Here is a 26,776-nt window from a genome sequence, read left to right as displayed (position 1 = left end):
GTATTTTAGCAAAAAAAAGCTGAATTTTGAAACACTTAAAAACCCCTCTATTATTTATTCTACTTCTCTCTTCTATCTATTTTTCTATCAATATTTATAAAAATGAAAGAATAAACCAATCTGTAAAAAATGATTTAATTGAGTTATCAAAAATTAAATATGGATTATTTAATGTTGATGAATGGAAAACTATTTTAACTGACATAATATCTGATAAAGTTGAAAGCTTTAACTTAAAAGATTATGATAGAGCAAAGATGAAGGTTAAAATTTCATCTTTACTTCATAGTGCAATTAGTGAATATCAAAAAGTTTTCAAGAAAAAGCACCCTATAAAAAACATATTTTACAGAGGTTTTACCGCCTTTAAAGACTTAAGAGAAGAAGTCCCAATGTTTACTGAACAAATACTAGATTTTCTTGATGAGAAGCAAAATCGTGAAAATTTAAAAAAATATATAAATAACCTTATTGATGATTACGCCGATGAAACTTTCTCAAAAACAGACTATTCGATTGTTAATTCAATTAATAAAAAATATAATTATTCAAATAAGGCTATTGCAATTAAAGAGTTAAAGCATAAATTATATAATCAAAATGAAAGGTTATTAATTGATAAATTAGTGTTATTAATAAGCTTCATTTTAATTATTTTACTTTTACAGTTTTCAAACAAACTCACTAAAATTGATATTTCTTTATCACTTTTTATCTGTTTAATTTTACTCTTTTTAGGAGTTACATTACCAATGATAGAAATAGATGCAAGAATTTCTAAAATGGATTTCACTTTATTAGGAAATAATATAAGTTTCAAAAATCAAGTTTTATTTTATAAAAGTAAAAGTATTATTGAAGTAGTATATTTAATGATTTCTCAAAGTAAAATAGGAATTATTTCTGTTGGATTATTAGTATTAATATTTAGTGTAGTTTTTCCTATAATCAAAATACTATCATCATTTATTTGGACATTTAATATTGCTTTAAGAAATAATAAAATAATTAACTTTTTTGTACACAAATCAGGAAAATGGTCAATGGCTGATGTTTTTGTGATAGCAATTCTAATGTCTTATATAGGGTTTGATGGTATTATTAATGACCAATTAAGTCAATTAGAAAGAATCTCTACAAGTTTTAATATACTTACTACAAATCAATCTAATTTAATGTTTGGGTTCTTTGCATTCACAGGGTTTGTAATTTTAGGAATATTTATTTCTCAAAAATTAAAAAGTATAATTGAAAAATAGATAAGACAATAAAAATTGGTTGGAGTTGGTTTTGGGGTAAAATAACTGCTAAATTATTACCTTAATCTGTGAATAACTTATTATTTATAAAACGCTCTTTTGTTGTATTTTAGCAATGAAAAGAAAGACAATAATTGCTAAAAAATTTAAACGGCATTTAATTACCTAATGTTGTTTGTAATTAGAAAAAACATGAAATTAGAAGATATTGGAGAAATAGCATTAAGAGAATACAAATCTGTAAAATATTTTCCATTCAAAAATCAAGCTGGTGCACCTTTTAGTTTAACATCTGACCCTTTAGGTTATTTAGAAGCATTTATTGACAGTTGGCACAATTCAATAAAAAGAGATAAATATAAAGTAAAAAATAAATTAGTAAAAGCAAGATACTTTACTCAACTATCACGAGATTTTTACAATTCTTCTTTACAGGCAAAAATGCCTTCAAAAGGTACTTTATTATATTATTCATTTATTAATTTAGTAAAAGTTTATCTTCTTATTGAGGGATATGATTTAGAAACCAAAATTGAACATCATGGATTATCTTTACCAGCAACTTCTACCAATAAATTAAAGCTCGCAAATCCAAATGGAGGTGGAATTTCAATCTTTCATGAATTTGCTAAAGTTTTAGGAAAAGAAATAAAAAATGGAGATGGTCTAGATTTAAACTTTATTGATTTAGTTTGGGAGCTACCTGAAGTACACGAAATTGGATACGCGTTAGATTTATTTACTAAAAAAAGAAAGTTTTTACCCGTTGAAATAAAAATAAGAACAAACAAAAAAAGAAATAGACTGTTTTATACAGTATCTTATGAGAAAAAGTTTGATAAACAAATGAAAGTTGATAAATTGACTAAAGGAATTTGTAAACAAAAACTTATCGAATTAGATATTGAGAATGACCCCAAAAGAAAACATTTTAGGTCAAAATATTCAACTGCTTATACCAAAGGTTCAAACAGAAGTTGGGTTATGTGTTATAAAAAAATAATTCAAGATATAAATACATTAAATATCACACCAATGTTGACAAGACAAGGCTATAGATATTATTTAGACCTTGAACCATATAGATTACATAGATTGAGTTCTTTTTTAGGTTTTGCATATTATATTGGAACAATTGCAAGATATAGACCAACATTAAATGAAAAAATTTTAAAAGGAAAATTTCAACCTTTAATTAACGAAGCAATAATTTCTTGTCCAAATCAATTTTTCTATTTGATGACAAGTCACATAACAAAACAAATCTGTGCAATTCCAATGGCGAAAATTGAATAAATATGAAAATAATAGTATAAGCTAACAAACAAGTTTAGCCCTGATTGCAGCATTTGTTTGAGCTCTTTTTGAAGTATGAAAAAAAGCGAGTGCGGAAAGCAGGAAATAGCTTCAAAAAAAAGTTTAATCAATCATAGTTTGTAGATACAGTTTCTCTACTTTTTCTCTTGCCCAAGGTGTTTTTCTTAAAAACTTTAAACTAGATTTATACGTTGGGTTGTTTTTAAAGGCGTTTATATTTAAGATATCGCCTAATTCTTCCCAACCATATTCGAGAAATAGTTGTTCTAAAATAGTGGCTAATTTTATTCCGTGTAATGGGTTGTTGGGTTGTTCTTGGCTCATAATTTCACAAAAATAGTTAAACTCTCTTAAATTTTTATTAAAGCGTACTTTTTTCTGAAACAAATATATTCTTAGATAGTCTTCTTAATAATTACTTTAACCTAAAACACTTATTATGAAAACTTTAAAATCTTTTACACTAGTAGCTTTATTTTTATTTGCTTCAACATTTTCTGGATTTGCAAACAACACAGAGCCAAACAACACAAACAATGCGCTTAGAGCAAAAATTGTAACTTTAATTGGAGATAAAATTCCGGTAGAATTTAAAACAAAAACTATAAAAGCAGAATTGTCTTTTATAATTAACAACAACAATGAAGTGGTAGTTATTGCTGTAGATTCTTCTAACAAAAACTTAGATAGTTACATTAAAACCAAGCTTAACTATAAGAAAATTGCAGTTTCTGGCGCTAAAAAAGGCGAAGTGTACACGTTACCTTTAAGAGTTAACAAGTCTTAAAAAGATAGAACTACTACAAAAGAAAAATCCGAAGAATTAAATTTCTTCGGATTTTTTTATGTTCTTATTTTACTACCTAAACAGGAATCCACTGAGAGTTACTTATGGATTCCCGATTTCTCGGGAATGACAAATCCGTGAAATCTGTGAAATTCGTGTCTTATTTAAATTCTAATCTAAACTTGGTAAAATAAAATCGTCTAAGACAGATTTTTTAGCCATCATTTTTTCGATAGCTTCTACGGTTCTTGGTGCTTCTTCAGATAAGTTTTTTGGTCCGTTTTTGGTAATTAAAATATCGTCTTCAATTCTAACGGCAATTCCCCACCATTTTTTATCGCAATTACTTCCGTCTGGAATATAAATACCTGGTTCTACAGTTATTACCATATTTTCTTTAAAAGCTCCATACGTTCCTGGATCGTGCACATCTAAACCAATATGGTGCGATGTTCCGTGTGGAAAATAGTTGTGCTTTTCATCAATAGATTTTATAATTCCAAGATCAAATAAACCTTTATTAATTACTTTTTTAGCATCTTCTCCTGGTTGCCAAAACTGTCCGCCAACTGTACTTGCAGCTATTCCTTTGTCTTGCGCTTCTAAAACAATATTGTAAATGGCTTTTTGTTCTGCTGAGAATTTTCCGTTTGCAGGAATTGTTCTGGTAACATCTGCTGTGTAACCTCTGTATTCTGCTCCTAAATCCATTAAAACCAAATCGTTATCTACATGCGTTCTGTTGTTTTCTATATAATGTAAAATACAACCGTTGTTTCCTGCACCAACAATAGACGGATAACCTTCGTATTCTGCGCCGTATTTTTTGTACACAAATTCGTGTATTCCTTGAATTTCTGTTTCAGACATATGCGGTTTCATGGCTTTCATCATTTCTATTTGACCAACCGCAGAAATTCTGATTGCTTTGGTTAATAATTTTAATTCTGCTTCTGATTTAATTTCGCGCATTTCAGCCATTTTAGTCGATAAAAACTTGGTATCAATATTTGTATCTGGCTTTTTAGCTGCTGCGATAATCATTTTTTGCTTTAACTCTTTACGCAATTCATTGTTAGTTGCTGTTGCGTATTTATTGATTAATTCGTCGTTTTTAAAGGCAGGATATTTCTCAAAATTGTTATAGATACTTTTTGCAACTTCTTCTAATTTTGGATCTGGAACATTGGCAATCATATTATAAACATATGCAACATTTGGATCCGTTTCCTTAATATCTCCATAACCAGATTGATTTTTAAATCCGTTTACCAAATCATATACTTCTGCATTATTTCTGCTAGAGTTTCTATAATCGTCTTTAAATTTTTCAGCAAAAACCTTGGTAAAATTCTTAAAATTGATGTTGTCTTTTGCAAACTCCTCTCCGTTTTTAGCAACTGCAAAACCTAATTCGGTCTTTGCTCCTTCTACACCTAAACGCTTTCCGTCCCATTGTTCTCTAACTTTATCTTTCTTTTGAACGTATAAAACCTCGTTAAATGTGTTTCCGTTGGCATCTGTTTGATTGTCTGAATAGATTACCAACACTGCATTTGGCTCGCGATAACCTGTTAAATAATAGAAGTTTGGGTCTTGATGAAATACATAATCTACATCGTTTGCTCGGTTTCTAATTGGATTTGCAAATACAACAGCTACTGAATTTGCTGGCATTTTAGCGCGTAAAGTTGCTCTTCTTTCTTTATGAAATTCTGCTGATAAAAAATCGGTTGGTGCTTGCGCAAAAATTTCCGAAGCAAAAATTAATGCTAAGATTATTAAGTAGTTATAAAGTCTCATAGTTTATAAATTGTTTGTTAGGTATTCAAAAGTAACTCTTTTAAAATTCGATTAAAAATAATTAACAAAAGATTAGTGAGTTTTTTTCTTTCGCAGGAATATCAATTTTATGGTATATCGATGTAAAAACATCGCTAAAAAGGTATTGAAAATTACATTTTTTTCAATAATTTAGCCATTAAATTTAGAATACAACAAACAATGAAAGATACAGCATTATCAAAAATACATGAAAGTTTAGGTGCAAAAATGGTTCCTTTTGCCGGTTTTAACATGCCAGTTCAGTACGAAGGTGTTACTGCAGAACATTTAACAGTAAGAGAATCTGTGGGTGTTTTTGACGTAAGTCATATGGGAGAATTTTTGGTTGAAGGAGAAAATGCGTTGGCATTAATCCAAAAAGTTACTTCTAACGATGCTTCTAAATTAGCAATTGGAGCTGCGCAATACAGCTGTTTTCCTAATGAAGATAATGGAATTGTAGATGATTTAATTTGCTACCGTTTAAAAGAAGAAACATATTTATTGGTTGTAAATGCTTCTAATATTGAAAAAGATTGGAACTGGATTTCTAAGTATAATGAAACAATAGATGCAAATATTAGAGATGTATCTGAAGGGTATTCTTTATTGGCAATTCAAGGTCCAAAGGCTATTGAGGCAATGCAAAGTTTAACTTCGGAAGATTTAGCTGCTATTGATTTTTATACATTTAAGATTACTGATTTTGCTGGTTACGACGGAATTATAGTTTCGGCAACTGGTTATACAGGTTCTGGTGGATTTGAAATTTACTGTAATAATGATGTTGTTGCAGATATTTGGAAAAAAGTTTTTGAAGCTGGAGCAGACTTCGGAATTAAGCCAATTGGTTTAGCTGCGCGTGATACATTGCGTTTAGAAATGGGATATTGCTTGTACGGAAATGATATTGACGATACAACGTCGCCAATTGAAGCCGGTTTAAGTTGGATTACAAAATTCTCTAAAGACTTTGTAAATGCTGAAGCTTTAGCGAAAGAAAAAGAACACAAACCAGAAAGACGTTTGGTTGCTTTTGAATTAGACGAACGCGGAATTCCAAGACAAGGTTACGATATTGTTGATGGAAACGGAAAAGTAATTGGAAATGTAACTTCTGGTACTATGAGTCCTTGTTTACAAAAAGGAATTGGAATGGGTTATGTACCAAGAATATTCTCTAAATCTGGAACACAAATACATATTCAGGTTCGTAAAAAAGCGATTCCTGCAACAATAGTAAAGTTGCCTTTTTACAAAGGATAAAATAGTATATAAGGTAATTAAAAACAGATTATATATATTTTATGTAATCTGTTTTTTTATGATTGAAATATAAATTTAGCACTCATTGGATTCATTAACTCAAATAGTTTTAGGAGCTGCAGTTGGAGAAGCTGTTTTAGGAAGAAAAATTGGCAACAAAGCAATGTTATATGGCGCTATTGCTGGTACAATTCCAGATTTTGATATTTTCTCTTCTTACTTTACAGATACAGTTTCTGCTTTAGAAATCCATAGAGGTTTTACACATTCCATCTTATTTTCTGTATTATTTGCGCCACTATTTGCCTTTATAGTTTGTAAATACGAGCGTTATAAAAACTTCAAAAACTGGACGCTATTATTTTTCTTAGCGTTTGTTACACATCCTATTTTAGATGCACAAACAACTTGGGGAACACAGCTTTTTTGGCCACTTGATATTAGACTCGCCTTTAAAAATGTTTTTGTTATTGATCCGTTATATACGGTTCCTTTTTTAGTTTTTTTAATCTTGGCTATGCGCCAAAAAAAGCAAGCTAAAAAAAGACGTTTTTACAATAATTTGGGCTTAATAGTTAGCAGTTCTTACTTAGTGTTAACGCTTATTTTAAAAATGATTTCTTTTCAAACATTCAAAAAGGAATTAGCAAATCAACAGATAACTTATAAAAGTTTAAAGACAAAACCAACGCCTTTAAACACTATTTTATGGAGCGCAAATGTAGAAACGGAAAATGCTTATTTAATTGGACATTCTTCTTTTTTTGATAGCAGACCAATACAGTTTTCTGAATACACAAAGAATCATCATTTATTAGGAGAATTGGCAAAGCACCCAAAAACAAAACGAATAATGGCAATTTCTAAAGGTTGGTTTACCATTAATAAAGAAAACAACAACCTGTATTTTAACGATTTACGTTTCGGAACATTAAGCATGCAACCAAATGCTCAAAACTTTGTTTTCAAATATAAAATTGATGTTGATACAAACGGAAATCCAACTTTTACAGAAGAACCGAAACAAAAAAGAGACGGAAAAAAGTTACTATCAGAATTATGGCAACGAATTAAAGGAAACTAAAAGTTATAAAATACGCTTGTTATTAAACAATTCTGGCTTAGCTCCTACTATGTCTTTATAAAAATCTTGAAAAACATTAAAATCGTTTTCCATATTGTCTGTTGTATAAAAAGGTTCAGAAATAATAAACTTTTTATTTCCAAAATCAAATGCCATCATAATAATGGGCACATTTGCTCCTTTAGCAATAAAATAAAAACCTGTTTTCCATTTCTCAACTCTTTGGCGTGTTCCTTCAGGAGATAATGCTAATCTAAATTCCTCTTTAGAATCGAATAATTGTACAATTGCATCTACTAAGTTGGTGCTTTTTGTTCTATCAACAGGAGAACCACCAAAAGCTCTAACAAAAAATCCCCAAGGCCATTTAAAAATAGATTTTTTTCCAATAAAGTTAATTTTTGTTCCCCAAGAATTACGTGCTAACAAAGCCATGTGAAAATCTTTCCAGCTGGTGTGAGGTGCACCAATAACTACATATTTTTTTAATTCCTTCGGAAAATCACCGCTCAATTTCCAACCTAGGATTTTAGTATAAATAAATTTTGAAATAGCTTGTACCATTAATTGATTTTAAAGTGATAAATTTAGACACTTAATTTGATATAATGAACGATTTAATAATATACTTAGTATTTGCTATTGTAGGAATCTTAATAGGATTATTATCAGGCAGATACTTTTCTAAACTAAAGTTTGAACAAGAGAAAGCAGGTTTACAAGAACGTAATTCCATGCTAACAGAAACTCAGAAAAACGCAGAAAAGACCATTGAAGAGCTAAAACATGAAGTAAAAAACATTCAATTTCAGAAAGAAGACTTGATAAAAGTTAATACGCGCCAAGATGCAGATTTAAATAATCTACAATTAAAACTTACTGAAAACAAAGACGAAGTTGAAAAACTACAAGAAAAATTTACCAAAGAATTTGAAAACTTAGCGAATAAAATTTTAGACGAAAAATCGAATAAATTTACGGAACAGAATAAAGAAAATATCAAGAATATATTAAGTCCGTTGCAAGAAAAAATTAAAGGATTTGAAGATAAAGTAGACAAAACTCACAAAGAAAGTATTGATTATCATGCTGCTTTACGTCAACAAATAATAGGTTTAAAAGAGCTGAATACACAAATGAGTAAAGAAGCTATCAACTTAACAAAAGCGTTAAAAGGAGATAGTAAAACCCAAGGAAATTGGGGCGAATTAGTTTTAGAACGTGTTTTAGAAAAATCTGGATTAGAAAAAGATAGAGAATATTTTGTACAACAATCTTTCACAAATGACGAAGGAAAAAGAGTATTACCAGATGTTGTAATTCATTTACCAGACAACAAAAAAATGGTAGTCGATTCTAAAGTTTCTTTAACTGCGTATGAACAATATGTAAATGGCGAAGAAGAGCAAAGAGAACAGTTTTTAAAAGAGCATGTTAATTCTTTAAAACGACATGTAGATCAATTATCAGAAAAGAAATACGAAGATATTTATAAAATAGAATCGCCAGATTTTGTACTTCTTTTTGTACCGATTGAACCTGCTTTTGCAGTTGCGTTAAATACAGATAATACATTGTACAACAAAGCATTTGAGAAAAATATTGTAATTGTTACTCCAACAACTTTATTGGCAACATTACGTACTATTGATACGATGTGGAATAACGAAAAACAACAACGAAATGCTATTGAAATATCAAGACAAGCTGGTGCTTTATATGATAAATTTGATGGTTTACTAAAAGATTTAATTGGTGTTGGTAAAAAGATAGACGCTTCTAAAACAGATTATAATTCTGCTATGAACAAACTTTTTGAAGGTAAAGGAAACTTAATTACCAGTGTAGAAAAACTAAAGAAAATGGGTGCAAAAGCTAAAAAAGCACTACCAGAAAATATTATTGCAAGAGCAAATGATGATGATTAAAAAAAGCGACCAAATTGGTCGCTTTTTTAATTTTGTAAAAAACTTTTTTACATTATAAATAATCTTCTTTGGTGCATTAATTCATGTACCTTCTCTCCTACTTGTTTCAGTTTTTCTTCATCTGTAGCATTCATTAATGCTTCATCAATTAAAGAAACTACAGTTTCCATATCTGTTTCTTTTAATCCACGTGTTGTTACTGCAGCTGTTCCAACTCTAATTCCTGAAGTTACAAATGGACTTTCAGTATCAAAAGGAACCATGTTTTTGTTTACAGTAATATCTGCTTTTACAAGTGCATTTTCAGCATCTTTACCTGTTAGACTTTTATTACGTAAATCAATTAACATACAGTGATTGTCTGTTCCTCCAGAAATAATATCATATCCTTTTGCAACAAATGCTTTTGCCATTGCAGCAGCATTTTCTTTAACTTGTAATTGGTATTCTAAAAACTCATCCGTTAACGCTTCACCAAAAGCAATTGCTTTTGCAGCAATAACGTGTTCTAATGGTCCTCCTTGATTTCCAGGGAAAACTGCCGAGTTAATTAACGTAGACATTTTCTTTAATTTTCCTGATTTCAATTTTAATCCAAACGGATTTTCGAAATCTTTACCAATCATAATCATTCCACCACGTGGTCCACGTAATGTTTTATGAGTTGTAGTTGTAACAATATGACAATGTGGTAATGGATCCGATAAAATTCCTTTAGCAATTAAACCTGCTGGATGCGAAATATCTGCCATTAAAATTGCACCTACACTATCTGCAATTTCTCTAAATTTTTCAAAATCCATATCACGAGAATATGCAGAAGCACCCGCAATAATTAATTTTGGCTTGTGTTCTTTAGCTTGTTCAGCTATATGATTATAATCAATTCTTCCAGTTTCTTTATCAACTCCATAAAAAACAGGATTATATAATTTACCAGAAAAGTTAACTGGAGATCCGTGTGTTAAATGCCCTCCATGCGATAAATCGAAACCTAAAATAGTGTCTCCAGGTTTTAAACACGCTGCAAAAACAGCTGTATTTGCCTGAGAACCAGAGTGAGGTTGTACATTTACGTATTCCGCTCCAAATAATTCCTTAGCTCTATCAATAGCAATCTGCTCTACAACATCTACTACTTCACAACCTCCATAATATCTTTTTCCAGGATATCCTTCAGCATATTTATTAGTTAAAACAGAGCCTTGTGCTTGCATAACTTGTTCGCTTACAAAATTTTCTGAAGCTATTAATTCTAAACCATTAAGTTGGCGTTCTTTTTCCTCTTGAATTAAATCAAAAATTAAGTGATCTTGTTGCATTGTTGTTTAATTTATATAAGTTTCAAAAATAGTTAAAATCAATTTCGAATAAAACAACTTTTAGCAATATTTTATAAATACTTATTATAATTACGCTTTTCAAAATAAAGTACTGTTAAAAATGTATTTTTCATTGTTTTTTTATTTTAAAATGAGAAAAAATTATGTAGGTTTGATAAAAAATAAATTACAACACAATGGTTATAACAGCAAACAATACGAATAGGAAATCTTGGTTAAAAGTTGAGGATAATTCTGACTTCCCAATTCAGAATATTCCTTTCGGAGTTTTTTTAACAAGAGATGATATAATTACTATTGGAACAAGAATTGGAGATTTTGCAATCGACTTAGGTGCTTTTCATCAATTAGGATATTTTGAAGGAATTCCACTTACGGATGATATGTTTTTACAAGATACTTTAAATGATTTTATTGCAGACGGTCGTAAAACATGGCGTTTAGTTCGTAATAGAATTGCTGAAGTTTTTGATGTTGTAAACGGAAAACTACGTGATAACGCAGAACATAAAGATAAAATTATCTTTAGAATGGATGAAGTTGAAATGCTTTTACCTGTTTCTGTTGGAGATTATACAGATTTTTATGCAAGTAAAGAACACGCAACTAATGTTGGTTCTTTATTTAGAGATCCAGAAAATGCATTATTACCAAACTGGTTACACATACCAATTGGTTATCATGGAAGAAGTTCTTCTATCATTCCTTCGGGAACACCGATTCGTCGTCCAGTTGGACAACAAAGACCTAGCGAAGGTGAAAAAACACCAAACTTTGGTCCAACAAAATTATTAGATTTCGAATTAGAAATGGCATTTATTACTACAGATGCAAATGATTTAGGAGATAGAATTCCTATTGAAGAAACTGAAGAACACATTTTTGGATTGGTCTTATTTAATGACTGGTCTGCAAGAGACATACAAGCTTGGGAATATGTTCCATTAGGACCGTTTTTAGGAAAAAACTTTGCTTCAACAATTTCTCCTTGGATTGTTACTTTAGATGCTTTAGAGCCATTTAGAACTGAAAATCCTAAACAAGTTCATGAACCTTTACCATATTTAAAACAAGAAGGAAAAGGAAGTTATGATATAAACTTACAAATGGCAATTCAACCAGAAGACAAAGAAGAAACGGTTGTTTGTAATTCTAATTTTAAATACATGTATTGGACAATGGCGCAACAATTAGCGCACCATACTGTAAATGGGTGTCCTGTTGAAGCTGGAGATATGATGGGTTCTGGAACAATTTCTGGACCAACAAAAGATAGCTTTGGCTCTATGTTAGAATTAACTTGGCGTGGACAAAACCCTATTAAATTAAAAGACGGTTCTGAACGTAAATTTATTAATGATAATGACACTGTAATTATGCGTGGTTATTCTCAAAATGATGAAGTACGTATTGGATTTGGAGAATGTACTGGTAAGGTTTTACCTGCTAAATTATAAACTAATTCTCTATCAATTAAATAAAAATCCGTTTCTATTTTGAAACGGGTTTTTTATGTTTTAAATACAGAAGTGTTTCCTTAAGGTTATTTAAATAAAAAAATATAACTTGGCATTAAAATTGAATTATAACAAAGAGTAATTGAAAAACAAAGCAACAATGAAAAAAATTAAACTATTAGTATTTGCAATTGGACTTTTTACAACTTTGGGATTTGCACTATTTCAAGGCGGAGATGACCCAGTTGAAGGAATTGATATTATTATAAAAAATGCCAATAACAATGTTAACTTATCTACAATTAAAATGGATAAGCAATCCTTAAAAGAGTTAAGTGCTTTGGCAGATAAAGACCGTTCTGTTTATCTTTCTAAATATATAACACCAATAGTTGAAAGAGCAACTACAGAAAAAGGGCTCGAAAGTGCAATACTTAAAGGGCTTTTAGAAAACAGATGTGTAGAGTGTAAAAGTTTTGAAACATTTACATTTAAAGTGCTTTCTAACACTAAAAAAGAGAATTATACTATTACCTTCAACATTAAATTTGACACAAAATGGATAACAGTAATTACTGATAGAGAGCGTTTTGATAAACCAATTCCAAATCCTCATAATTTTGAGTTGATAGACATCGTTAATCAATCAGAAAAGAAATTAAATACTGCTGATTTAAAAAAGTTCGTTAAACAATTTGAATATGATTTTTATAGAATTGAAGGTCATGTTGGTAAAGAATACAAAACAAAAGAAGATGTTTTTAAAGGGTATATAAAACACTTAAAAACATATAAATCACCAGGAGTCTATGTTGAAGAAATAACTAAATTTCCTCCAGTAAAAAAGAAGGTTTCTAACCCAAAAGCTAAAATAAATAAAGTAAAAAATGTGCCTATTCCACCACCTGCTGTTTTAGAAGAAAGAATTAAAAAACCTAAATCTCCTAAAAAAGCAAAACAAGTTAATGGGTCTTCACTTCTTGATTTTGATGCAGAGATTGATGCACGTTCACAAACCAAACAAAAAAAACAACCAGGATTAGAACATAAAGCAGGAGTTACTAAAGGAGGTGATTTAAAATTAAATACTTCTAAAGTTGAAAATAGAAGAATCAGCGAAAGACTTAGACATAAAAATAGAGCAATATCTATTTGGGATTATAAAAATGGTAGAAATGGAAAACCATTGGCAAACCCAAATAAGAATCCTTTAATTGATCAAATTAATGAAATGGAGTCAACATATTCAAAACTGAAAGTCAAAGAAGTTCAAAATAGTTTTGCAAAACAAAACTTATCTAATTTAGAGACTAAAGATGATGTTTTAAAGGCATATATACAACACATGAAAGTTTTACGTTACAGAAGCAGAGGACAAGAAGTAAATTAATAAGTGGTTATTTATAATAAAAAATCCGTTTCAAAATTGAAACGGATTTTTTTGTTATTTAATTAATCTTCTAAATCATTTATATCAAAATCATCATTATCATCAAAAAACTCTTCATCTTCTGCATATTCTTCCATTGCATTTTCTAAACGATCACTTATTTTGACTAAATAATGTGTGTCTTCAGTTTTTACTTCTACTGCTTTTACAGTTTCCCCTTTTGCATTTTTAAAGGAAATTACATCACTATAATCATAACCATCAGGATATTTATCAATTAACATATCTAATATGTCTTTTGTTAATTTTGCGTATTCTACGATTACTCTTTTCATTTTTTAATACTTTTATTTTGTTGTTTTTTAGATTCCTCAATCGTTTAAAAAAAACTCATTTCAGAATGACAATTATAATTACATTTCTAATAAATAAGCAAAGATTAATGGAGCAACAATAGTCGCATCACTTTCTATAATAAATTTAGGTGTATCAATATCTAATTTACCCCAAGTAATTTTCTCATTTGGAACTGCGCCTGAATACGAACCATAACTTGTAGTAGAATCTGAAATCTGACAAAAATAACTCCAAAATGGTGTTTCTGGTTTTTCCATATCTTGGTATAACATTGGCACTACACAAATCGGGAAATCTCCAGCAATTCCTCCTCCTATTTGGAAAAATCCAATTCCGTTTTCAGAATTAGCTGTGTACCAATCAGCTAAAAAAGTCATGTATTCTATTCCAGACTTTACAGTACTTGCTTTTAATTCGCCTTTTAACACATACGATGCAAAAATATTTCCCATAGTAGAGTCTTCCCAACCTGGACAAATAATTGGTAGATTTTTTTCTGCAGCAGCGTACATCCAAGAATCTTTAATGTCTATTTCATAATATTGTTCTAAAACACCAGACAACAATAATTTATACATGTATTCATGTGGTAAATAACGTTCACCTTTTGCTTCAGCATCTTTCCATATTTTTACAATATGTTCTTGAATTCTTCTAAAAGCTTCTTCTTCTGGAATACATGTATCTGTAACTCGGTTTAAACCTTTTTCTAATAAATCCCACTCATCTTGTGGCGTTAAATCTCTGTAATTTGGCACACGTTTGTAGTGAGAATGTGCTACTAAATTCATAACATCTTCTTCTAAGTTTGCACCTGTACAAGAAACTATTTGCACTTTATCTTGTCGAATCATTTCTGCAAAAATCTTTCCTAACTCTGCAGTGCTCATTGCTCCTGCTAAAGAAACTAACATTTTAGACCCTTTGTTTAATTGTGCTTCATATCCTTTAGCTGCATCAACTAAAGCAGCTGCGTTAAAGTGTAAAAAGTATTTTTCTATAAAATTTGTAATTGGTTTTTTCATTTTTAAATATTGTTATTTTTGAAGTTTTTTAACCTCGAATATATCTGTTCTTCTATCTTTTAAATTACGTACACTACCAAATTGATTTAGGTCTTTTAACAAGTCTAAATCTACATCAGCAATTAAAATCATTTCTGTATTTGTGGTTGCTTCTGCTTTTATTCCGTTTGCAGGAAACGAAAAATCGCAAGGTGTAAATACCATAGATTGCGCATACTGAATATCCATATTATTTACTTTCGGTAAATTACCAACACTACCAGCAATGGCTACATAACATTCGTTTTCTATAGCTCTTGCTTGTGCGCAATGTCTAACTCGCGAATATCCATTTTGAGTATCTGTTAAAAACGGAATAAATAGAATATCCATTCCTTCTTCTGCTAAAATTCTACTTAGTTCTGGGAACTCAGAATCATAACAAATTAACACACCTATTTTTCCGCAATCTGTATCAAAAGTTTTTATCTCATTACCGCCTTGCATTCCCCAAACTTTTGCTTCGTCTGGCGTAACATGTAATTTTTCATAACGTTCTGTAGAACCATCTCTTTTACAGATATAACCTACATTATATAACAAACTATCTCTCATTTCTGGCATACTACCAGTTATAATATTGATATTATAAGTAATAGCCAATTCAGAAAATTTCTGAACAATTACAGGCGTGTATTTAGCTAACTCTCTAATTGCTTCCGATTCTGGCAAATGATTATTATCAGCCATTAATGGTGCATTAAAAAACTCTGGAAATAATGCAAAATCTGATCTGTAAGCAGCAACTGCATCCACAAAGTATTCTGCTTGTTGCATTAATTCTTCTAAATCTTTATACAAACGCATTTGCCATTGAATTAATCCTAAACGCACTACTTTTTTCTTTGTAGCTGCTTTTTTAGACTTTTTCTCGTAATAAATGTTATCCCATTCTAATAAAACAGCAAACTCACCAGAATTCTTATCTCCTTCTAAATATCCTTTTAAAATTTTTGAAGGATGAAAATCATTCGAAATTTGAAAGTTTAAAACTGGATCATGAATTTCTTTACGTTTTACTTTAGCGATATACTCTTTTGGGGATAAAGTAGCTGCATATTTATGATAATTAGGAATTCTTCCGCCAAAGGCAATTCCTCTTAAATTCAGTTTTTCTGCAAGCTCTTTTCTGTAATCATACAATCTTCTACCCAAACGTAAACCTCTAAACTCTTTTTTTATAAAAACATCAATTCCGTATAAAACATCACCTTCTTCATCGTGCGTATCAAACGTGTAATTTCCCGTTATGTCTTCATAGGTATGCTGGTCATCAAAACTGTCATAATCTAATTTAATAGCAAGTGCACAACCTGCCAACTCTCCGTTTATCTTTATAACAACCTGTCCTTCAGGAAATTTATCAATTAAGGATTTAATCTGATTTTCTTTCCAATAAGATTCAGGCATGCTTGAATATGCCTGAATCATTGCTGCTTTTAACTCTTGATAATCTTTAAGAGTTAAATATTTCAGCTCTATATTTTCTATGTTTTGTATCATTATAGAAGACTAATAATCGTCATAATTATCTTTAAACTTCGGTAATTTATTAACAGAAATAACATCATCTTCATCTGTGTCATAAGCATCAACATCAGAAGAAAATTTATAGCTTAACATTTTATAGAATAGTTTTGCTGCTAAAAAGTCAGATGATTTCTCATTTTTATTAGGGCATAATTCTACCATATCAAAACCAACCACATTCTTTTGTTCAAAAACTTGTTTTAAGAATTCTAACGTTTCATAATAAAATAAACCTCCAGGTTCTGGAGTTCCTGTAGAAGGCATAATTGAAGGATCTAACGCATCTAAATCGAACGTAATAAAAACGTTTTCAGTTAATTGGTCGATAACATCTTCCATCCAATCTTCATTTACAGCCATATCATGTGCAAAGAAAACTTTGTCTAAATTCATTTCTCTTTTTTCGGAAATATCCATACTTCTAATACCAACTTGCACCAAATTTGTATTTTGATTTGCCTCATAAACAGCACAAGCGTGATTGCATTTAGAACCTTCGTATTCTTTTCTTAAATCTGCATGTGCATCAATATGCAACACTGTTAGGTTATTAAAACATTCGTTAAAAGCTCTAATTGTTCCTATTGAAACTGAATGTTCGCCTCCAAAAACAGTAACAAATTTATTTCTATTAATGTACTTTTTAGTTTCTTGATGTACAGCTTCTACCATAGCTTCTGGCGATGAATTTTCTGTAATTTCATCTGCTAAATAAACACCCTCTTTGTATACTTCAGAATCTGTTTCAATATCATACAACTCCATGTTTTCTGACGCTTCTAAAAAAGCCTGTGGGCCTTTATCTGCACCTTTTTGCCAAGTACTTGTTCCATCATAAGGAACTGGAATTATCACTATTTTAGATGTTGACAGGTTTCCAAATTCTTCTGAAATTCCTGCATATGTTTTATTTGTATTCATTTTATATTTTTTGAAGCTTAAATAACTTCTTCTTTTATTAATTTTTGTAACTCATTTTTGCTTTCTGCTACTTCTCCGTATCCTAAAATAGAAAGTAACTCGCTACTTTTTTGTTGCTCTTTAAATATTTTAGTGACTAAATTTCCATCTTCATCTCTATCTATAATTAAATGCTTTGGGTGCGGAATTAAACAGTGTTGTAATCCACCAAAACCACCAATAGATTCTTGATAAGCACCAGTGTTGAAAAACCCTATAAAAAGCGGATTATCTTTTTCATAAACGGGTAAATATATTCCGTTAATGTGTTGTTCTGAGTTGTAATAATCATCACTATCACAAGTTAAGCCACCTAATAAAACGCGTTCATATTGTCTGTTCCATTTGTTAATTGGCAACATAATAAAACGCTTATTAATTGCCCAAGCATCGGGTAAAGTTGTTATAAATGAAGAGTTTATCATGTTCCAACGTTCTCTATCATTTTGTTTTTTCTGATATAAAATTTCATAAATAGCTGCTCCAGATTCTCCAACAGTAAAACTTCCAAATTCAGTAAAAATATGTGGAACATCTACTCCTGCTTCTTCACATACTTGTTGTATTTGATTGATAATTTCATCAATCATATACGCGTAATCATAATCAAAAGCTAAAGAGTTTTTTATAGGAAAACCACCTCCAATATTTAAACTATCTAACGTTGGGCATACTTTTTTAAGGTTAATGTAAACGTTTAAACATTTCATTAATTCGTTCCAATAATATGCATTGTCTTTTATACCTGTATTGATGAAAAAATGTAACATTTTTAAATCAACTTGCTTATTCGTTGCTATTTCTCTTTCGTAAAAAGACACAATGTTTTTGTAACCAATTCCTAAACGAGATGTATAAAACTCAAACTTTGGTTCTTCTTCAGAAGCTATTCTAATACCAACATTTAGTTTTTTATCTGTTTCATCTAATAATAAATTAATCTCTTCATAATTATCGATAATCGGAATTACATTTTTATGACCAGAATTAATTAGACCTCCAATATTTTTAATGTATTGATCACGTTTAAATCCGTTGCAGATTACAAACGTATTGTCTTTTATTTTACCTTCTTTTTTTAAATTATTGACAATATCAATATCAAAAGCAGATGAAGTTTCTATATGAATATCGTTTTTTAAAGCTTCATTTAAAATGTGTTTAAAGTGAGAACTTTTTGTACAATAACTATAAAAGTATTTCCCTTTATAATTGTGTTTTTCTATACTATCTTGAAACCATCCTTTTGCTTTATTGATGTTCTCTGATATTTTTGGCAAGTAGGTAAACTTTAATGGAGCTCCATATTTTGCAGTTAATTCCATTAAATTAATTCCGTGCCAAAACAATTTATTATTTTCTGTTTTGAATTCTTCCTGTGGAAAATCGAACGTTTGTTCAATTAAATCGATGTATTTTGTATTCACTTGTATTTTTAAATTAATTGTATGATAAACCTGTCCAGACTAAAACAATTAAAAGTTTTAGAATAGAAATTATAACCCTATAAAAAGGTTGTTATCACTGTAATATTTGCAAGTAAACTACATGCAGCTTTGAGAAAAGCTGCAGTTCTTTAAGAAAAGTAAGTGGAGATACCTTAATTTTTTCGTTGCATTTCCAAAATGCTATATAACTATCATTCTCCGATTGAAAGTTATTTCCGAAATAAGAAAAACTAAACATTTTACTTAAATAAGTGAAGCAAATGTAATCTTTTTTTTAAAACAAAAAATATTTTGTTATTTTTTTTCGTCTTTTAATAATTCTATACTTTTATACAAGATTATTGTATTAGGAATCGTAATTTCTCTATTGCCTTCATGTATATGTAACACTACATAAAAGCTAGTAATATTCTTTATTTCTCCTGTAAAATCGTAATCTTTATCTAAAATTTTAATGGTATTTCCTATTCTCATCGGGTGATAAAAAAACAGCAAAACGCCAGCTGTAATATTTGATAAAATTGACCATTGTGCAAAAAAACCAACTCCTAAGACGGCTAAAATAGACGATGCAAAGACAATAACTTCTTTAAAATTAATCCCAAAAATTATTAAAGCTATAAATAAAGTTAATGTGTAATAAATAAAATAACTAAACTTTAAAATTAATAACCTTCTATGCGGTTCTATAGCATTTCTAATAACATAAGACTTAGTTAATTTCTTAGTAATTACAATTAAAAAAAATAATACAACTATTAAAATTATAAATTGAAAAAAAGGACTATAAACACTTAACTCTAAAAAACGATTATTCATTTCTTTTAAATTTTAATACAAATATACTTATGGTTTTCTAAATATTTTATCAGAATAAAAAATTATATTTGGTAGAGAATACTAAATTTTAATTATCATGAAAAATATTTTAATTCCTTATGATTTTTCTAATACAGCTATAAATGCACTAAATTATACCAAAAAAATGTTTGATGGTTTGGAGGTAAACATTTTTTTGTTAGATGTATATATTAGTAACCCGTCAGAAATGATGAGTGACGAAAAAAATGACACTTATTTTAATGAAATTGATAACGAAATTGAAGATGAATTAAAATATTTAGTAAACGTATTACAGAAAGAAAAGAGCAACTTTAATTATAAATCTGTTGTAAAATCTAACACTTTAACCAAAGCCATTATAAGCACTATTAAAGAAAAAAATATAGATCTTGTAATAACTGGAACAAAAGGAACTAAAAGTTTGGCTGAAACATTTATTGGTACAAATACTATGAAAATTATTAATGCCAATAACCGTTGCCCTATTTTAGTTGTACCTACAGATTATAAGTTCTTAAATTTTAATCAAATTGTGTTCTCTACAAATTATAAAAGAGCTTTTAATACAAATGAATTAGGATATTTAAACTGGTTAACAACATTTAAAAAATCTAAATTAGAAGTTGTAAATCTGGCCGAGGAATCATTTTTATCAACCAAACAACAAACAAATAAATCAAGTTTAAAAGAAATTTTAAGCGGTTTAAATGTTGAATATAAAAAATTAGATTGGGCAGAATCTGAAACCAATACTATAGAAAAACATATAGAAACAACAAAGAGCCAATTGCTGGTGTTAATAAACCACAAATACACGTTCTTTAATCAGTTTTTAGAGGAAAACGTAGTTAAAAAAGCTGCTTTTCACAGTAAAATTCCTTTATTAATTTTACCTGAAATTTCTTAAATTAATAATTTTATACACTAATGACTAGATTTATAATAAATCAAAAAATAAAAAAAGGCGCAATTCCTGGTAAACCTGTATTTATAGGTAAACAAAAAGAAGAAAACGTAAGAATCCGATTAATTGGTTTTGACGCCACAAACTTTGTTGAAATTGAGTTAGAAAACTTAAATGAAATAGCTAGTTATAAGGAAAAGTACGCTAATATTTGGATAAACATTGATGGTTTACATGATGTTGCTATTCTTAAAGAAGTGGGCTTGTTATTTAATATGCATCCAATAGTTACAGAAAGCATTGCTCATACAGGTTCTAGAGCTAAAGTAGATATAGAGGAAAATTATATTTTCACTATTATTAAAATGATGCTTTTAAATCCACAGAAAAAAGAATTAGAAGCAGAACAGGTTTCTATGTATTTAACTAAGAACATATTATTAACTTTTCAAGAAAAACAAGGTGATATTTTTGAGCCAATTAGAGAACGCCTAAGAACTAGTAAAGGACGTGTTAGAACACATAATACAACTTACTTAAAATACTGCTTATTAGATACTATTGTAGAAAATTACAACTTTTTATTGGAGGTTTTTGGTTTAAGAGTTGAGGAATTAGAAGACAAAATTTTACTTCAACCAAGTAAAAACACATTAAAAGAGATTAATGCTACTAAAATTGAACTTAACTATTTTAGAAAAACAATTAGGCCTACTAAAGAAGCAATTAGTAATTTTAAATCTTTTAAAACCGATTTAATAACCAAGAAAGAACAACCATTTTTTAATGATCTAAATGAATTAATTCATAGAGCTCATGAAAATTTAGAGAATTATAAAAGTATGTTGAGCGAACAATTAACAGTTTATTCTACAAACTTAAATAATCGTTTAAACGACATCATGAAAGTCTTAACTATGTTTTCTGTAATTTTCATTCCAATTACCTTTATTGCTGGTATTTACGGAACTAACTTTGACTATATTCCTGAGTTGAAATACAAGAATTCTTACTTTATAATGTTAGGCTCAATGCTTTTTATTATAATTTCTATGGTTAGTTATTTCAAATATAAAAAGTGGTTTTAATCTATTACTTTAGACACAAAAAAAACCACTTAATTGAAGTGGTTTTTTATTATATAGAATTTAATATTTTACTCTTCTGGTGGAGGAAATCCATGAATTTCTTCATACACTTCGTCAAAGTTTGTTCTAATATTAGAGTTTAATTTTTTACGATAATCATCTCGTAACCAAGTTAAAAAGTTGTGTGTACTTTTAGAAATACATTTAGAGTATTTATGAATTCTATCATCAATATCTCCTCCTAATAATTTTGCTAAAATTAAAGCATCAAACATATCTTCGCTATTCTCTACACACATTTTTGTATGATGTGCAATAGATTTTTCTAGCACTCTTTTAGAACTTTCTCCTGCTCTAATAGTATCTATATAAGTTGCCTTCATATCAAACGAAATGTCTTCACTTTTGGCAAATTCAGCTTTAACTGCTGCAGGTAACTCATAACTAAAAGTACGTTCAATTTCTTCATCAGACAGTAACGCATCCATGTAAAAATCAGGATTCTTAAACATACGTTGCCAATCTAAATCTGCTCCCCAAGCACCAAAACGATAAAAATTATTACCTAAATCTATTACGTTAAAAGTTGGTTTGTTTTTTAAGATTCTTGAACCACGACCAATCATTTGGTAGTATAAAGTTAAAGATTTTGTTGCTCTGTTTAAAATAATAGCACCAATTGTAGGCTCATCAAAACCAGTAGTTAAAATACTTACAGAAGTAAGAATTGCATTTGGTGTCTTTTTAAACCATTTTAAGATAAAATCTCTTTCTTTTCTAGAGTTTGTATTGTCTAAATGTGCAATTGGATAACCTGCTTTTTTAAAGGCATGAAAAACTTCAATAGAAGTGTTTATACCATTATTAAAAATTAATGTTTTTTGTCCTTTTGCTCTTTCTTCATAAGCTGTAATTAGCTTAGAAATCATGTCGGAATTTGTATATAAATCTTCCGAAGATTTAACAGTATAATCTCCATTTGCTCCTACTTCTAAAGAAGTTAAACCAACATTATAAGAATATACATTTGCTTGTGCTAAGTATTCGTTTTCTATTAAGTTTTCAATAGTTTCACCAACAATTAACTCTTTATAGTTTTCATGCATTGGTAATTTATTATTAGAACTTAACGGTGTTGCCGTTACTCCAAGAATAAAAGACTTATCAAAAAACTTAAATATTTTAGTAAATGAATTGTAGTGTGCCTCATCAACAATAACTAAACCGATATCAGAGATATCTACCTTATTATCATTTAACCTATTTTTAAGCGTTTCTACCATTGCCACAAAACAGTTGTATTTGTGTTGGTCGTCTAACTTAGCAGTACTATTAATAATTTTATTTTCAACTTTAAACTCATCTAGCATTTTAGATGTTTGCTTAGAAAGTTCAATTCTATGCGTTAATACAAGAACTTTCTTTTTATAAGTCTTTATGTATTGACGAACTATTTCTGAAAAAATTACCGTTTTACCACCACCTGTTGGTAATTGATATAACAAATGATAATCTTCCGGAGCTTTTTCAAATGCCTTAAAAATTTTATCTAAAGCTTCTTGTTGATATCCGTAAAGTTGTTTTTCTTCCGTAAGAATTGTAGTGTTTTCTGTAGCCAAATGTAAAAAATTGAGCAACAAAAATACAACTAATTATAGGTATTATCTATAGAATTATCGTTAAAATTTGGTAAGGTCTATTTGTGTAATATCATAATGAGATGCATGTGCAACTGCAACTGCCTCTTTTACAACCAATAATTGTGGAGATTGGTGCATAACTTGAAATTGGTAACCAACTTCATCAGAAATGGACCTATAATTTAATAAATCTAAATAATAAACCTTCAAATTCTTTAAATCTTCGTCAAACATTTTCTCGAATTGTTTAATAACCATTCTACTAATTCCACATCGTGTAGAATGTTTAAAAATTAAGATCGATTCGGTTTTAGATTGTTCTTTAATTATTTCTAACTGCTCTAGATTTGTAAGCGGAATCCAATTAATATTTGAAGCCTTTTCTTGCTTTGCTTCTCCTCTATTTCCAAAAATGTTATTCAATATTCCCATAGTATAATTTTAATCTCTGTCGTTACTGCAGATAAAATCTTTCAAAAAAGACAAATAGTCAGTAAAATCAAGGCGTTTACAGACAAAATGACTGTAAATAAAGCTCTTTTTTTATTGGTATTACTTTTGCTTTTCTGTTGATAGAAAAAGTTAAAACACAACAATTATGAACTTTAACAATTATACAATAAAATCTCAAGAAACCATACAACAAGCGCAACAAATAGCGCAAAGTTTTGGCCATAATCAAATAGAAAATGAGCATATTTTTAAAGCTATATTTTCTGTTGATGAAAACATATTACCATTCATTTTAAAGAAGTTGAATATAAATATTGATATTATTCAGCAAATATTAGACAAACAGTTAGAAAGTTTACCAAAAGTTTCTGGAGCAGAATTAATGCTATCAAGAGAAGCTAATAAGACCTTAACTGAAGCATCTATTATTGCTAAAAAAATGAATGACGAATATGTTTCTATAGAACATTTAATCTTAGCAATTTTTAAATCAAAAAGTAAAATATCTCAAGTTTTAAAAGACCAAGGAGCCACTGAAAAGGATATAAATACGGCAATTTCAGAAATTAGAAAAGGAGAACGTGTTACTTCACAAAGTGCAGAAGAAACGTATAATTCTTTAAATAAATTTGCTAAAAACCTTAATAAATTAGCGCAAGACGGTAAGCTAGATCCTGTAATTGGTAGAGATGAAGAAATCCGTAGATTACTTCAAATTTTATCAAGAAGAACAAAAAATAATCCAATTTTGGTTGGAGAACCAGGAACTGGTAAAACGGCTATTGCAGAAGGTTTAGCACACAGAATTGTAGATGGAGATGTACCTGAAAACCTAAAAGACAAACTCATTTTTTCTTTAGACATGGGAGCTCTAATTGCCGGCGCAAAATTTAAAGGCGAATTTGAAGAACGCTTAAAAGCCGTAATTAAAGAGGTAACAACTTCTGAAGGTGATATTGTTTTATTTATTGATGAAATCCACACACTTGTTGGCGCTGGTGGCGGACAAGGTGCAATGGATGCTGCAAATATTTTAAAACCCGCCTTGGCTCGTGGAGAATTAAGAGCTATTGGTGCAACTACTTTAGATGAATATCAAAAATATTTTGAAAAAGACAAAGCATTAGAACGTCGTTTTCAAAAAGTTATGGTTGATGAACCCGATACAGAAAGTGCAATTTCAATTTTACGTGGAATTAAAGATAAATATGAAACACACCACAAGGTTCGTATAAAAGATGAAGCAATTATTGGTGCTGTAGAATTGTCTCAACGTTATATTACCAATCGATTTTTACCCGATAAAGCTATTGATTTAATGGATGAAGCGGCTTCTAAATTGCGAATGGAAATAAACTCTAAACCAGAAACTTTAGATGTTTTGGATAGAAAAATAATGCAGTTAGAAATTGAAATTGAAGCCATTAAAAGAGAAAAAGATGAAACCAAATTAAAATCTTTACATGCAGATTTAGCTAATTTAAAGGAAGAACGCAACGAGATTAATGCCAAATGGCAGTCTGAAAAAAATGTTGTAGATGCTATTCAGAATTTAAAAACAGATATTGAAAACTATAAAATTGAAGCTGATAAAGCAGAAAGAAATGGAGATTATGGTAAAGTTGCAGAACTGCGTTATGGTAAAATTAAGGATGCTCAAAACGAACTAGAAAATCAACAAAAACTAGTTAGTAAAAGCGAAAACTCTTTAATTAAAGAAGAAGTTACTTATGATGATATTGCTGAAGTTGTAGCAAAATGGACTGGAATTCCGGTTACAAAAATGTTACAATCGGATCGTGATAAACTTTTAAGATTAGAAGATGAATTGCATAAACGAGTTGTTGGTCAAGAAGAAGCTATTGAAGCAGTTTCAGATGCCGTTCGTCGTTCCCGATCAGGATTACAAAATCCAAATAAACCAATTGGTAGTTTCTTGTTTTTAGGAACAACTGGTGTTGGTAAAACAGAACTTGCAAAAGCATTAGCAGAATATCTTTTTGATGATGAAAATGCACTTACAAGGATTGATATGAGTGAATATCAAGAACGTCATTCTGTGAGTAGATTAATTGGTGCTCCTCCTGGTTATGTTGGTTATGATGAAGGCGGACAATTAACAGAAGCTGTTCGTAGAAAACCTTATTCTGTAGTACTTTTAGACGAAATTGAAAAAGCGCATCCAGATACTTTTAATATTTTATTACAAGTTTTAGATGAAGGAAGATTAACAGATAATAAAGGTAGAATTGCCGATTTTAAGAACACCATAATTATTATGACTTCTAATATGGGAAGCCATATTATTCAAGAGAAATTCGACAATTTTAAAGGTGATATTTATACAACAATGGAAACAGCAAAAACAGAAGTTTTAGGATTACTAAAACAAACTGTAAGACCAGAGTTTTTAAATAGAATTGATGATATTATTATGTTTACGCCTCTAACGGAAGAGAATATAAATAAGATTGTAAAAATACAATTAGACAGTCTGAAAAAAATGATTGCTGAGCAAAACATAACTTTTGATGCAACAGACGAAGCAATTTCGTACCTAGCTAAAAAAGGATATCAGCCAGAGTTTGGCGCAAGACCTGTAAAAAGAGTAATTCAGAAAGAAGTATTAAATCAGCTTTCTAAAGAAATTTTAGCAGGAAAAATAACAACAGACAGCATTATTTTATTAGATGCTTTTGATAATGAGTTAGTTTTTAGAAATCAATCTGAATTGATTGGTGGTTAATAGTTAGTTTTTTAATAGTTGATTAAGGCGGTGTTTGAAAAAAACATCGCTCTTTTCTTTTTTTAAGTATATTCGCTTTATAAATTTA

23 protein-coding genes are annotated in these 26,776 nt (G+C 29.5%); 11 read left to right on the top strand and 12 right to left on the bottom strand.

Annotated features, from left to right (window positions below):
• The first annotated feature begins 26 nt into the window (after window positions 1-26).
• Window positions 27-1,259, top strand: coding sequence for a paraquat-inducible protein A (locus L1S33_RS06810; protein WP_240561779.1), 1,233 nt, complete (start codon window positions 27-29; stop codon window positions 1,257-1,259).
• A 192-nt stretch (window positions 1,260-1,451) separates the two neighbouring features.
• Complete coding sequence (locus L1S33_RS06805) at window positions 1,452-2,555, top strand: YaaC family protein (protein ID WP_240561778.1); 1,104 nt, start codon at window positions 1,452-1,454, stop codon at window positions 2,553-2,555.
• A 123-nt stretch (window positions 2,556-2,678) separates the two neighbouring features.
• On the opposite strand, the gene L1S33_RS06800 is transcribed toward L1S33_RS06805, so the two are convergent.
• Window positions 2,679-2,900 carry a VF530 family protein gene (locus tag L1S33_RS06800; protein ID WP_072554902.1) on the bottom strand — a complete coding sequence of 74 codons (222 nt, stop codon included), beginning with the start codon at window positions 2,898-2,900 and terminating at the stop codon, window positions 2,679-2,681.
• A gap of 115 nt (window positions 2,901-3,015) precedes the next feature.
• Here L1S33_RS06800 and L1S33_RS06795 point away from each other — a divergent pair, with 115 nt between their 5' ends.
• Complete coding sequence (locus L1S33_RS06795) at window positions 3,016-3,363, top strand: hypothetical protein (RefSeq protein ID WP_240561777.1); 348 nt, start codon at window positions 3,016-3,018, stop codon at window positions 3,361-3,363.
• Window positions 3,364-3,534: 171 nt separating this feature from the next.
• On the opposite strand, the gene L1S33_RS06790 is transcribed toward L1S33_RS06795, so the two are convergent.
• A complete protein-coding gene (locus L1S33_RS06790) occupies window positions 3,535-5,166 on the bottom strand; it encodes an aminopeptidase P N-terminal domain-containing protein (RefSeq protein ID WP_240561776.1) in 1,632 nt (543 codons plus the stop codon).
• Window positions 5,167-5,367: 201 nt separating this feature from the next.
• Between L1S33_RS06790 and gcvT the strand changes: the two genes are divergently transcribed.
• Window positions 5,368-6,453 carry a glycine cleavage system aminomethyltransferase GcvT gene (gcvT, locus tag L1S33_RS06785; RefSeq protein ID WP_240561775.1) on the top strand — a complete coding sequence of 362 codons (1,086 nt, stop codon included), beginning with the start codon at window positions 5,368-5,370 and terminating at the stop codon, window positions 6,451-6,453.
• Window positions 6,454-6,538: 85 nt separating this feature from the next.
• A complete protein-coding gene (locus L1S33_RS06780; RefSeq protein ID WP_240561774.1) occupies window positions 6,539-7,537 on the top strand; it encodes a metal-dependent hydrolase in 999 nt (332 codons plus the stop codon).
• A gap of 3 nt (window positions 7,538-7,540) precedes the next feature.
• Here L1S33_RS06780 and L1S33_RS06775 read toward each other — a convergent pair whose 3' ends face one another.
• Window positions 7,541-8,101 (bottom strand): 1-acyl-sn-glycerol-3-phosphate acyltransferase, encoded by a 561-nt coding sequence (locus L1S33_RS06775; protein ID WP_240561773.1) that lies wholly within the window; start codon window positions 8,099-8,101, stop codon window positions 7,541-7,543.
• Between the two features lie 44 nt (window positions 8,102-8,145).
• Here L1S33_RS06775 and rmuC point away from each other — a divergent pair, with 44 nt between their 5' ends.
• Entirely contained in the window at window positions 8,146-9,465 is a 1,320-nt protein-coding gene (rmuC, locus tag L1S33_RS06770) for a DNA recombination protein RmuC (protein WP_240561772.1), read from the top strand.
• Between the two features lie 47 nt (window positions 9,466-9,512).
• Here rmuC and glyA read toward each other — a convergent pair whose 3' ends face one another.
• The gene (gene glyA, locus L1S33_RS06765) at window positions 9,513-10,787 is read right to left on the bottom strand and encodes a serine hydroxymethyltransferase (protein ID WP_072554908.1); all 1,275 of its coding nucleotides are present in this window, start codon (window positions 10,785-10,787) and stop codon (window positions 9,513-9,515) included.
• Window positions 10,788-10,984: 197 nt separating this feature from the next.
• On the opposite strand from glyA, the gene fahA reads away from it, so the two are divergent.
• Together fahA and L1S33_RS06755 are read left to right on the top strand one after the other, a co-directional pair.
• Window positions 10,985-12,265: a fumarylacetoacetase gene (gene fahA, locus L1S33_RS06760; RefSeq protein WP_240561771.1), complete on the top strand. Its 1,281-nt coding sequence runs from the start codon at window positions 10,985-10,987 to the stop codon at window positions 12,263-12,265.
• 160 nt (window positions 12,266-12,425) lie between these two features.
• Window positions 12,426-13,655: a hypothetical protein gene (locus tag L1S33_RS06755; RefSeq protein ID WP_240561770.1), complete on the top strand. Its 1,230-nt coding sequence runs from the start codon at window positions 12,426-12,428 to the stop codon at window positions 13,653-13,655.
• Window positions 13,656-13,717: 62 nt separating this feature from the next.
• Here the strand turns inward: L1S33_RS06755 and L1S33_RS06750 are convergent, their stop codons facing one another.
• From L1S33_RS06750 to L1S33_RS06725, 6 genes are all read right to left on the bottom strand, one after another.
• On the bottom strand, window positions 13,718-13,990 hold the full coding sequence (locus tag L1S33_RS06750) for a hypothetical protein (protein WP_240561769.1): 273 nt from the start codon (window positions 13,988-13,990) through the stop codon (window positions 13,718-13,720).
• Window positions 13,991-14,068: 78 nt separating this feature from the next.
• A complete protein-coding gene (locus L1S33_RS06745) occupies window positions 14,069-15,037 on the bottom strand; it encodes a deoxyhypusine synthase family protein (RefSeq protein ID WP_240552233.1) in 969 nt (322 codons plus the stop codon).
• A 12-nt stretch (window positions 15,038-15,049) separates the two neighbouring features.
• Window positions 15,050-16,579, bottom strand: a complete 1,530-nt coding sequence (locus L1S33_RS06740; protein ID WP_240561768.1) for a carbon-nitrogen hydrolase family protein — start codon at window positions 16,577-16,579, stop codon at window positions 15,050-15,052.
• A gap of 9 nt (window positions 16,580-16,588) precedes the next feature.
• On the bottom strand, window positions 16,589-17,527 hold the full coding sequence (speB, locus tag L1S33_RS06735; protein WP_240561767.1) for an agmatinase: 939 nt from the start codon (window positions 17,525-17,527) through the stop codon (window positions 16,589-16,591).
• 17 nt (window positions 17,528-17,544) lie between these two features.
• On the bottom strand, window positions 17,545-18,993 hold the full coding sequence (locus L1S33_RS06730) for a type III PLP-dependent enzyme domain-containing protein (protein ID WP_240561766.1): 1,449 nt from the start codon (window positions 18,991-18,993) through the stop codon (window positions 17,545-17,547).
• Window positions 18,994-19,308: 315 nt separating this feature from the next.
• Entirely contained in the window at window positions 19,309-19,833 is a 525-nt protein-coding gene (locus tag L1S33_RS06725) for a mechanosensitive ion channel domain-containing protein (RefSeq protein WP_240552230.1), read from the bottom strand.
• Between the two features lie 97 nt (window positions 19,834-19,930).
• Here L1S33_RS06725 and L1S33_RS06720 point away from each other — a divergent pair, with 97 nt between their 5' ends.
• Both L1S33_RS06720 and corA read left to right on the top strand, forming a co-directional pair.
• Window positions 19,931-20,764 carry a universal stress protein gene (locus tag L1S33_RS06720; RefSeq protein ID WP_240561765.1) on the top strand — a complete coding sequence of 278 codons (834 nt, stop codon included), beginning with the start codon at window positions 19,931-19,933 and terminating at the stop codon, window positions 20,762-20,764.
• A gap of 20 nt (window positions 20,765-20,784) precedes the next feature.
• Window positions 20,785-21,849, top strand: coding sequence for a magnesium/cobalt transporter CorA (gene corA, locus L1S33_RS06715; protein WP_240552228.1), 1,065 nt, complete (start codon window positions 20,785-20,787; stop codon window positions 21,847-21,849).
• A gap of 68 nt (window positions 21,850-21,917) precedes the next feature.
• Here the strand turns inward: corA and L1S33_RS06710 are convergent, their stop codons facing one another.
• Both L1S33_RS06710 and ytxJ read right to left on the bottom strand, forming a co-directional pair.
• Complete coding sequence (locus L1S33_RS06710) at window positions 21,918-23,468, bottom strand: DEAD/DEAH box helicase (protein WP_072554918.1); 1,551 nt, start codon at window positions 23,466-23,468, stop codon at window positions 21,918-21,920.
• Window positions 23,469-23,528: 60 nt separating this feature from the next.
• Window positions 23,529-23,921: a bacillithiol system redox-active protein YtxJ gene (gene ytxJ, locus L1S33_RS06705; protein ID WP_240552225.1), complete on the bottom strand. Its 393-nt coding sequence runs from the start codon at window positions 23,919-23,921 to the stop codon at window positions 23,529-23,531.
• Between the two features lie 166 nt (window positions 23,922-24,087).
• Here ytxJ and clpB point away from each other — a divergent pair, with 166 nt between their 5' ends.
• Window positions 24,088-26,688 (top strand): ATP-dependent chaperone ClpB, encoded by a 2,601-nt coding sequence (gene clpB / locus L1S33_RS06700; RefSeq protein ID WP_240552224.1) that lies wholly within the window; start codon window positions 24,088-24,090, stop codon window positions 26,686-26,688.
• Window positions 26,689-26,776: the final 88 nt, after the last annotated feature.

It is taken from the genome of Tenacibaculum aquimarinum (assembly GCF_022478115.1).
GTDB lineage: Bacteria > Bacteroidota > Bacteroidia > Flavobacteriales > Flavobacteriaceae > Polaribacter > Polaribacter aquimarinum_A.
Note: the sequence above shows the minus strand (reverse complement) of the source record. Positions and strands in the feature narration are given on the sequence as shown.

Excerpts from the sequence above, each read along its gene's own strand:
- L1S33_RS06805 (WP_240561778.1), top strand. The coding sequence starts at position 1,452 with ATGAAATTAGAAGATATTGGAGAAATAGCATTAAGAGAATACAAATCT.
- L1S33_RS06800 (WP_072554902.1), bottom strand. The coding sequence starts at position 2,900 with ATGAGCCAAGAACAACCCAACAACCCATTACACGGAATAAAATTAGCC.
- L1S33_RS06795 (WP_240561777.1), top strand. The coding sequence starts at position 3,016 with ATGAAAACTTTAAAATCTTTTACACTAGTAGCTTTATTTTTATTTGCT.
- L1S33_RS06790 (WP_240561776.1), bottom strand. The coding sequence starts at position 5,166 with ATGAGACTTTATAACTACTTAATAATCTTAGCATTAATTTTTGCTTCG.
- gcvT (WP_240561775.1), top strand. The coding sequence starts at position 5,368 with ATGAAAGATACAGCATTATCAAAAATACATGAAAGTTTAGGTGCAAAA.
- L1S33_RS06775 (WP_240561773.1), bottom strand. The coding sequence starts at position 8,101 with ATGGTACAAGCTATTTCAAAATTTATTTATACTAAAATCCTAGGTTGG.
- rmuC (WP_240561772.1), top strand. The coding sequence starts at position 8,146 with ATGAACGATTTAATAATATACTTAGTATTTGCTATTGTAGGAATCTTA.
- glyA (WP_072554908.1), bottom strand. The coding sequence starts at position 10,787 with ATGCAACAAGATCACTTAATTTTTGATTTAATTCAAGAGGAAAAAGAA.
- fahA (WP_240561771.1), top strand. The coding sequence starts at position 10,985 with ATGGTTATAACAGCAAACAATACGAATAGGAAATCTTGGTTAAAAGTT.
- L1S33_RS06755 (WP_240561770.1), top strand. The coding sequence starts at position 12,426 with ATGAAAAAAATTAAACTATTAGTATTTGCAATTGGACTTTTTACAACT.
- L1S33_RS06750 (WP_240561769.1), bottom strand. The coding sequence starts at position 13,990 with ATGAAAAGAGTAATCGTAGAATACGCAAAATTAACAAAAGACATATTA.
- L1S33_RS06745 (WP_240552233.1), bottom strand. The coding sequence starts at position 15,037 with ATGAAAAAACCAATTACAAATTTTATAGAAAAATACTTTTTACACTTT.
- L1S33_RS06740 (WP_240561768.1), bottom strand. The coding sequence starts at position 16,579 with ATGATACAAAACATAGAAAATATAGAGCTGAAATATTTAACTCTTAAA.
- speB (WP_240561767.1), bottom strand. The coding sequence starts at position 17,527 with ATGAATACAAATAAAACATATGCAGGAATTTCAGAAGAATTTGGAAAC.
- L1S33_RS06725 (WP_240552230.1), bottom strand. The coding sequence starts at position 19,833 with ATGAATAATCGTTTTTTAGAGTTAAGTGTTTATAGTCCTTTTTTTCAA.
- L1S33_RS06720 (WP_240561765.1), top strand. The coding sequence starts at position 19,931 with ATGAAAAATATTTTAATTCCTTATGATTTTTCTAATACAGCTATAAAT.
- corA (WP_240552228.1), top strand. The coding sequence starts at position 20,785 with ATGACTAGATTTATAATAAATCAAAAAATAAAAAAAGGCGCAATTCCT.
- ytxJ (WP_240552225.1), bottom strand. The coding sequence starts at position 23,921 with ATGGGAATATTGAATAACATTTTTGGAAATAGAGGAGAAGCAAAGCAA.
- clpB (WP_240552224.1), top strand. The coding sequence starts at position 24,088 with ATGAACTTTAACAATTATACAATAAAATCTCAAGAAACCATACAACAA.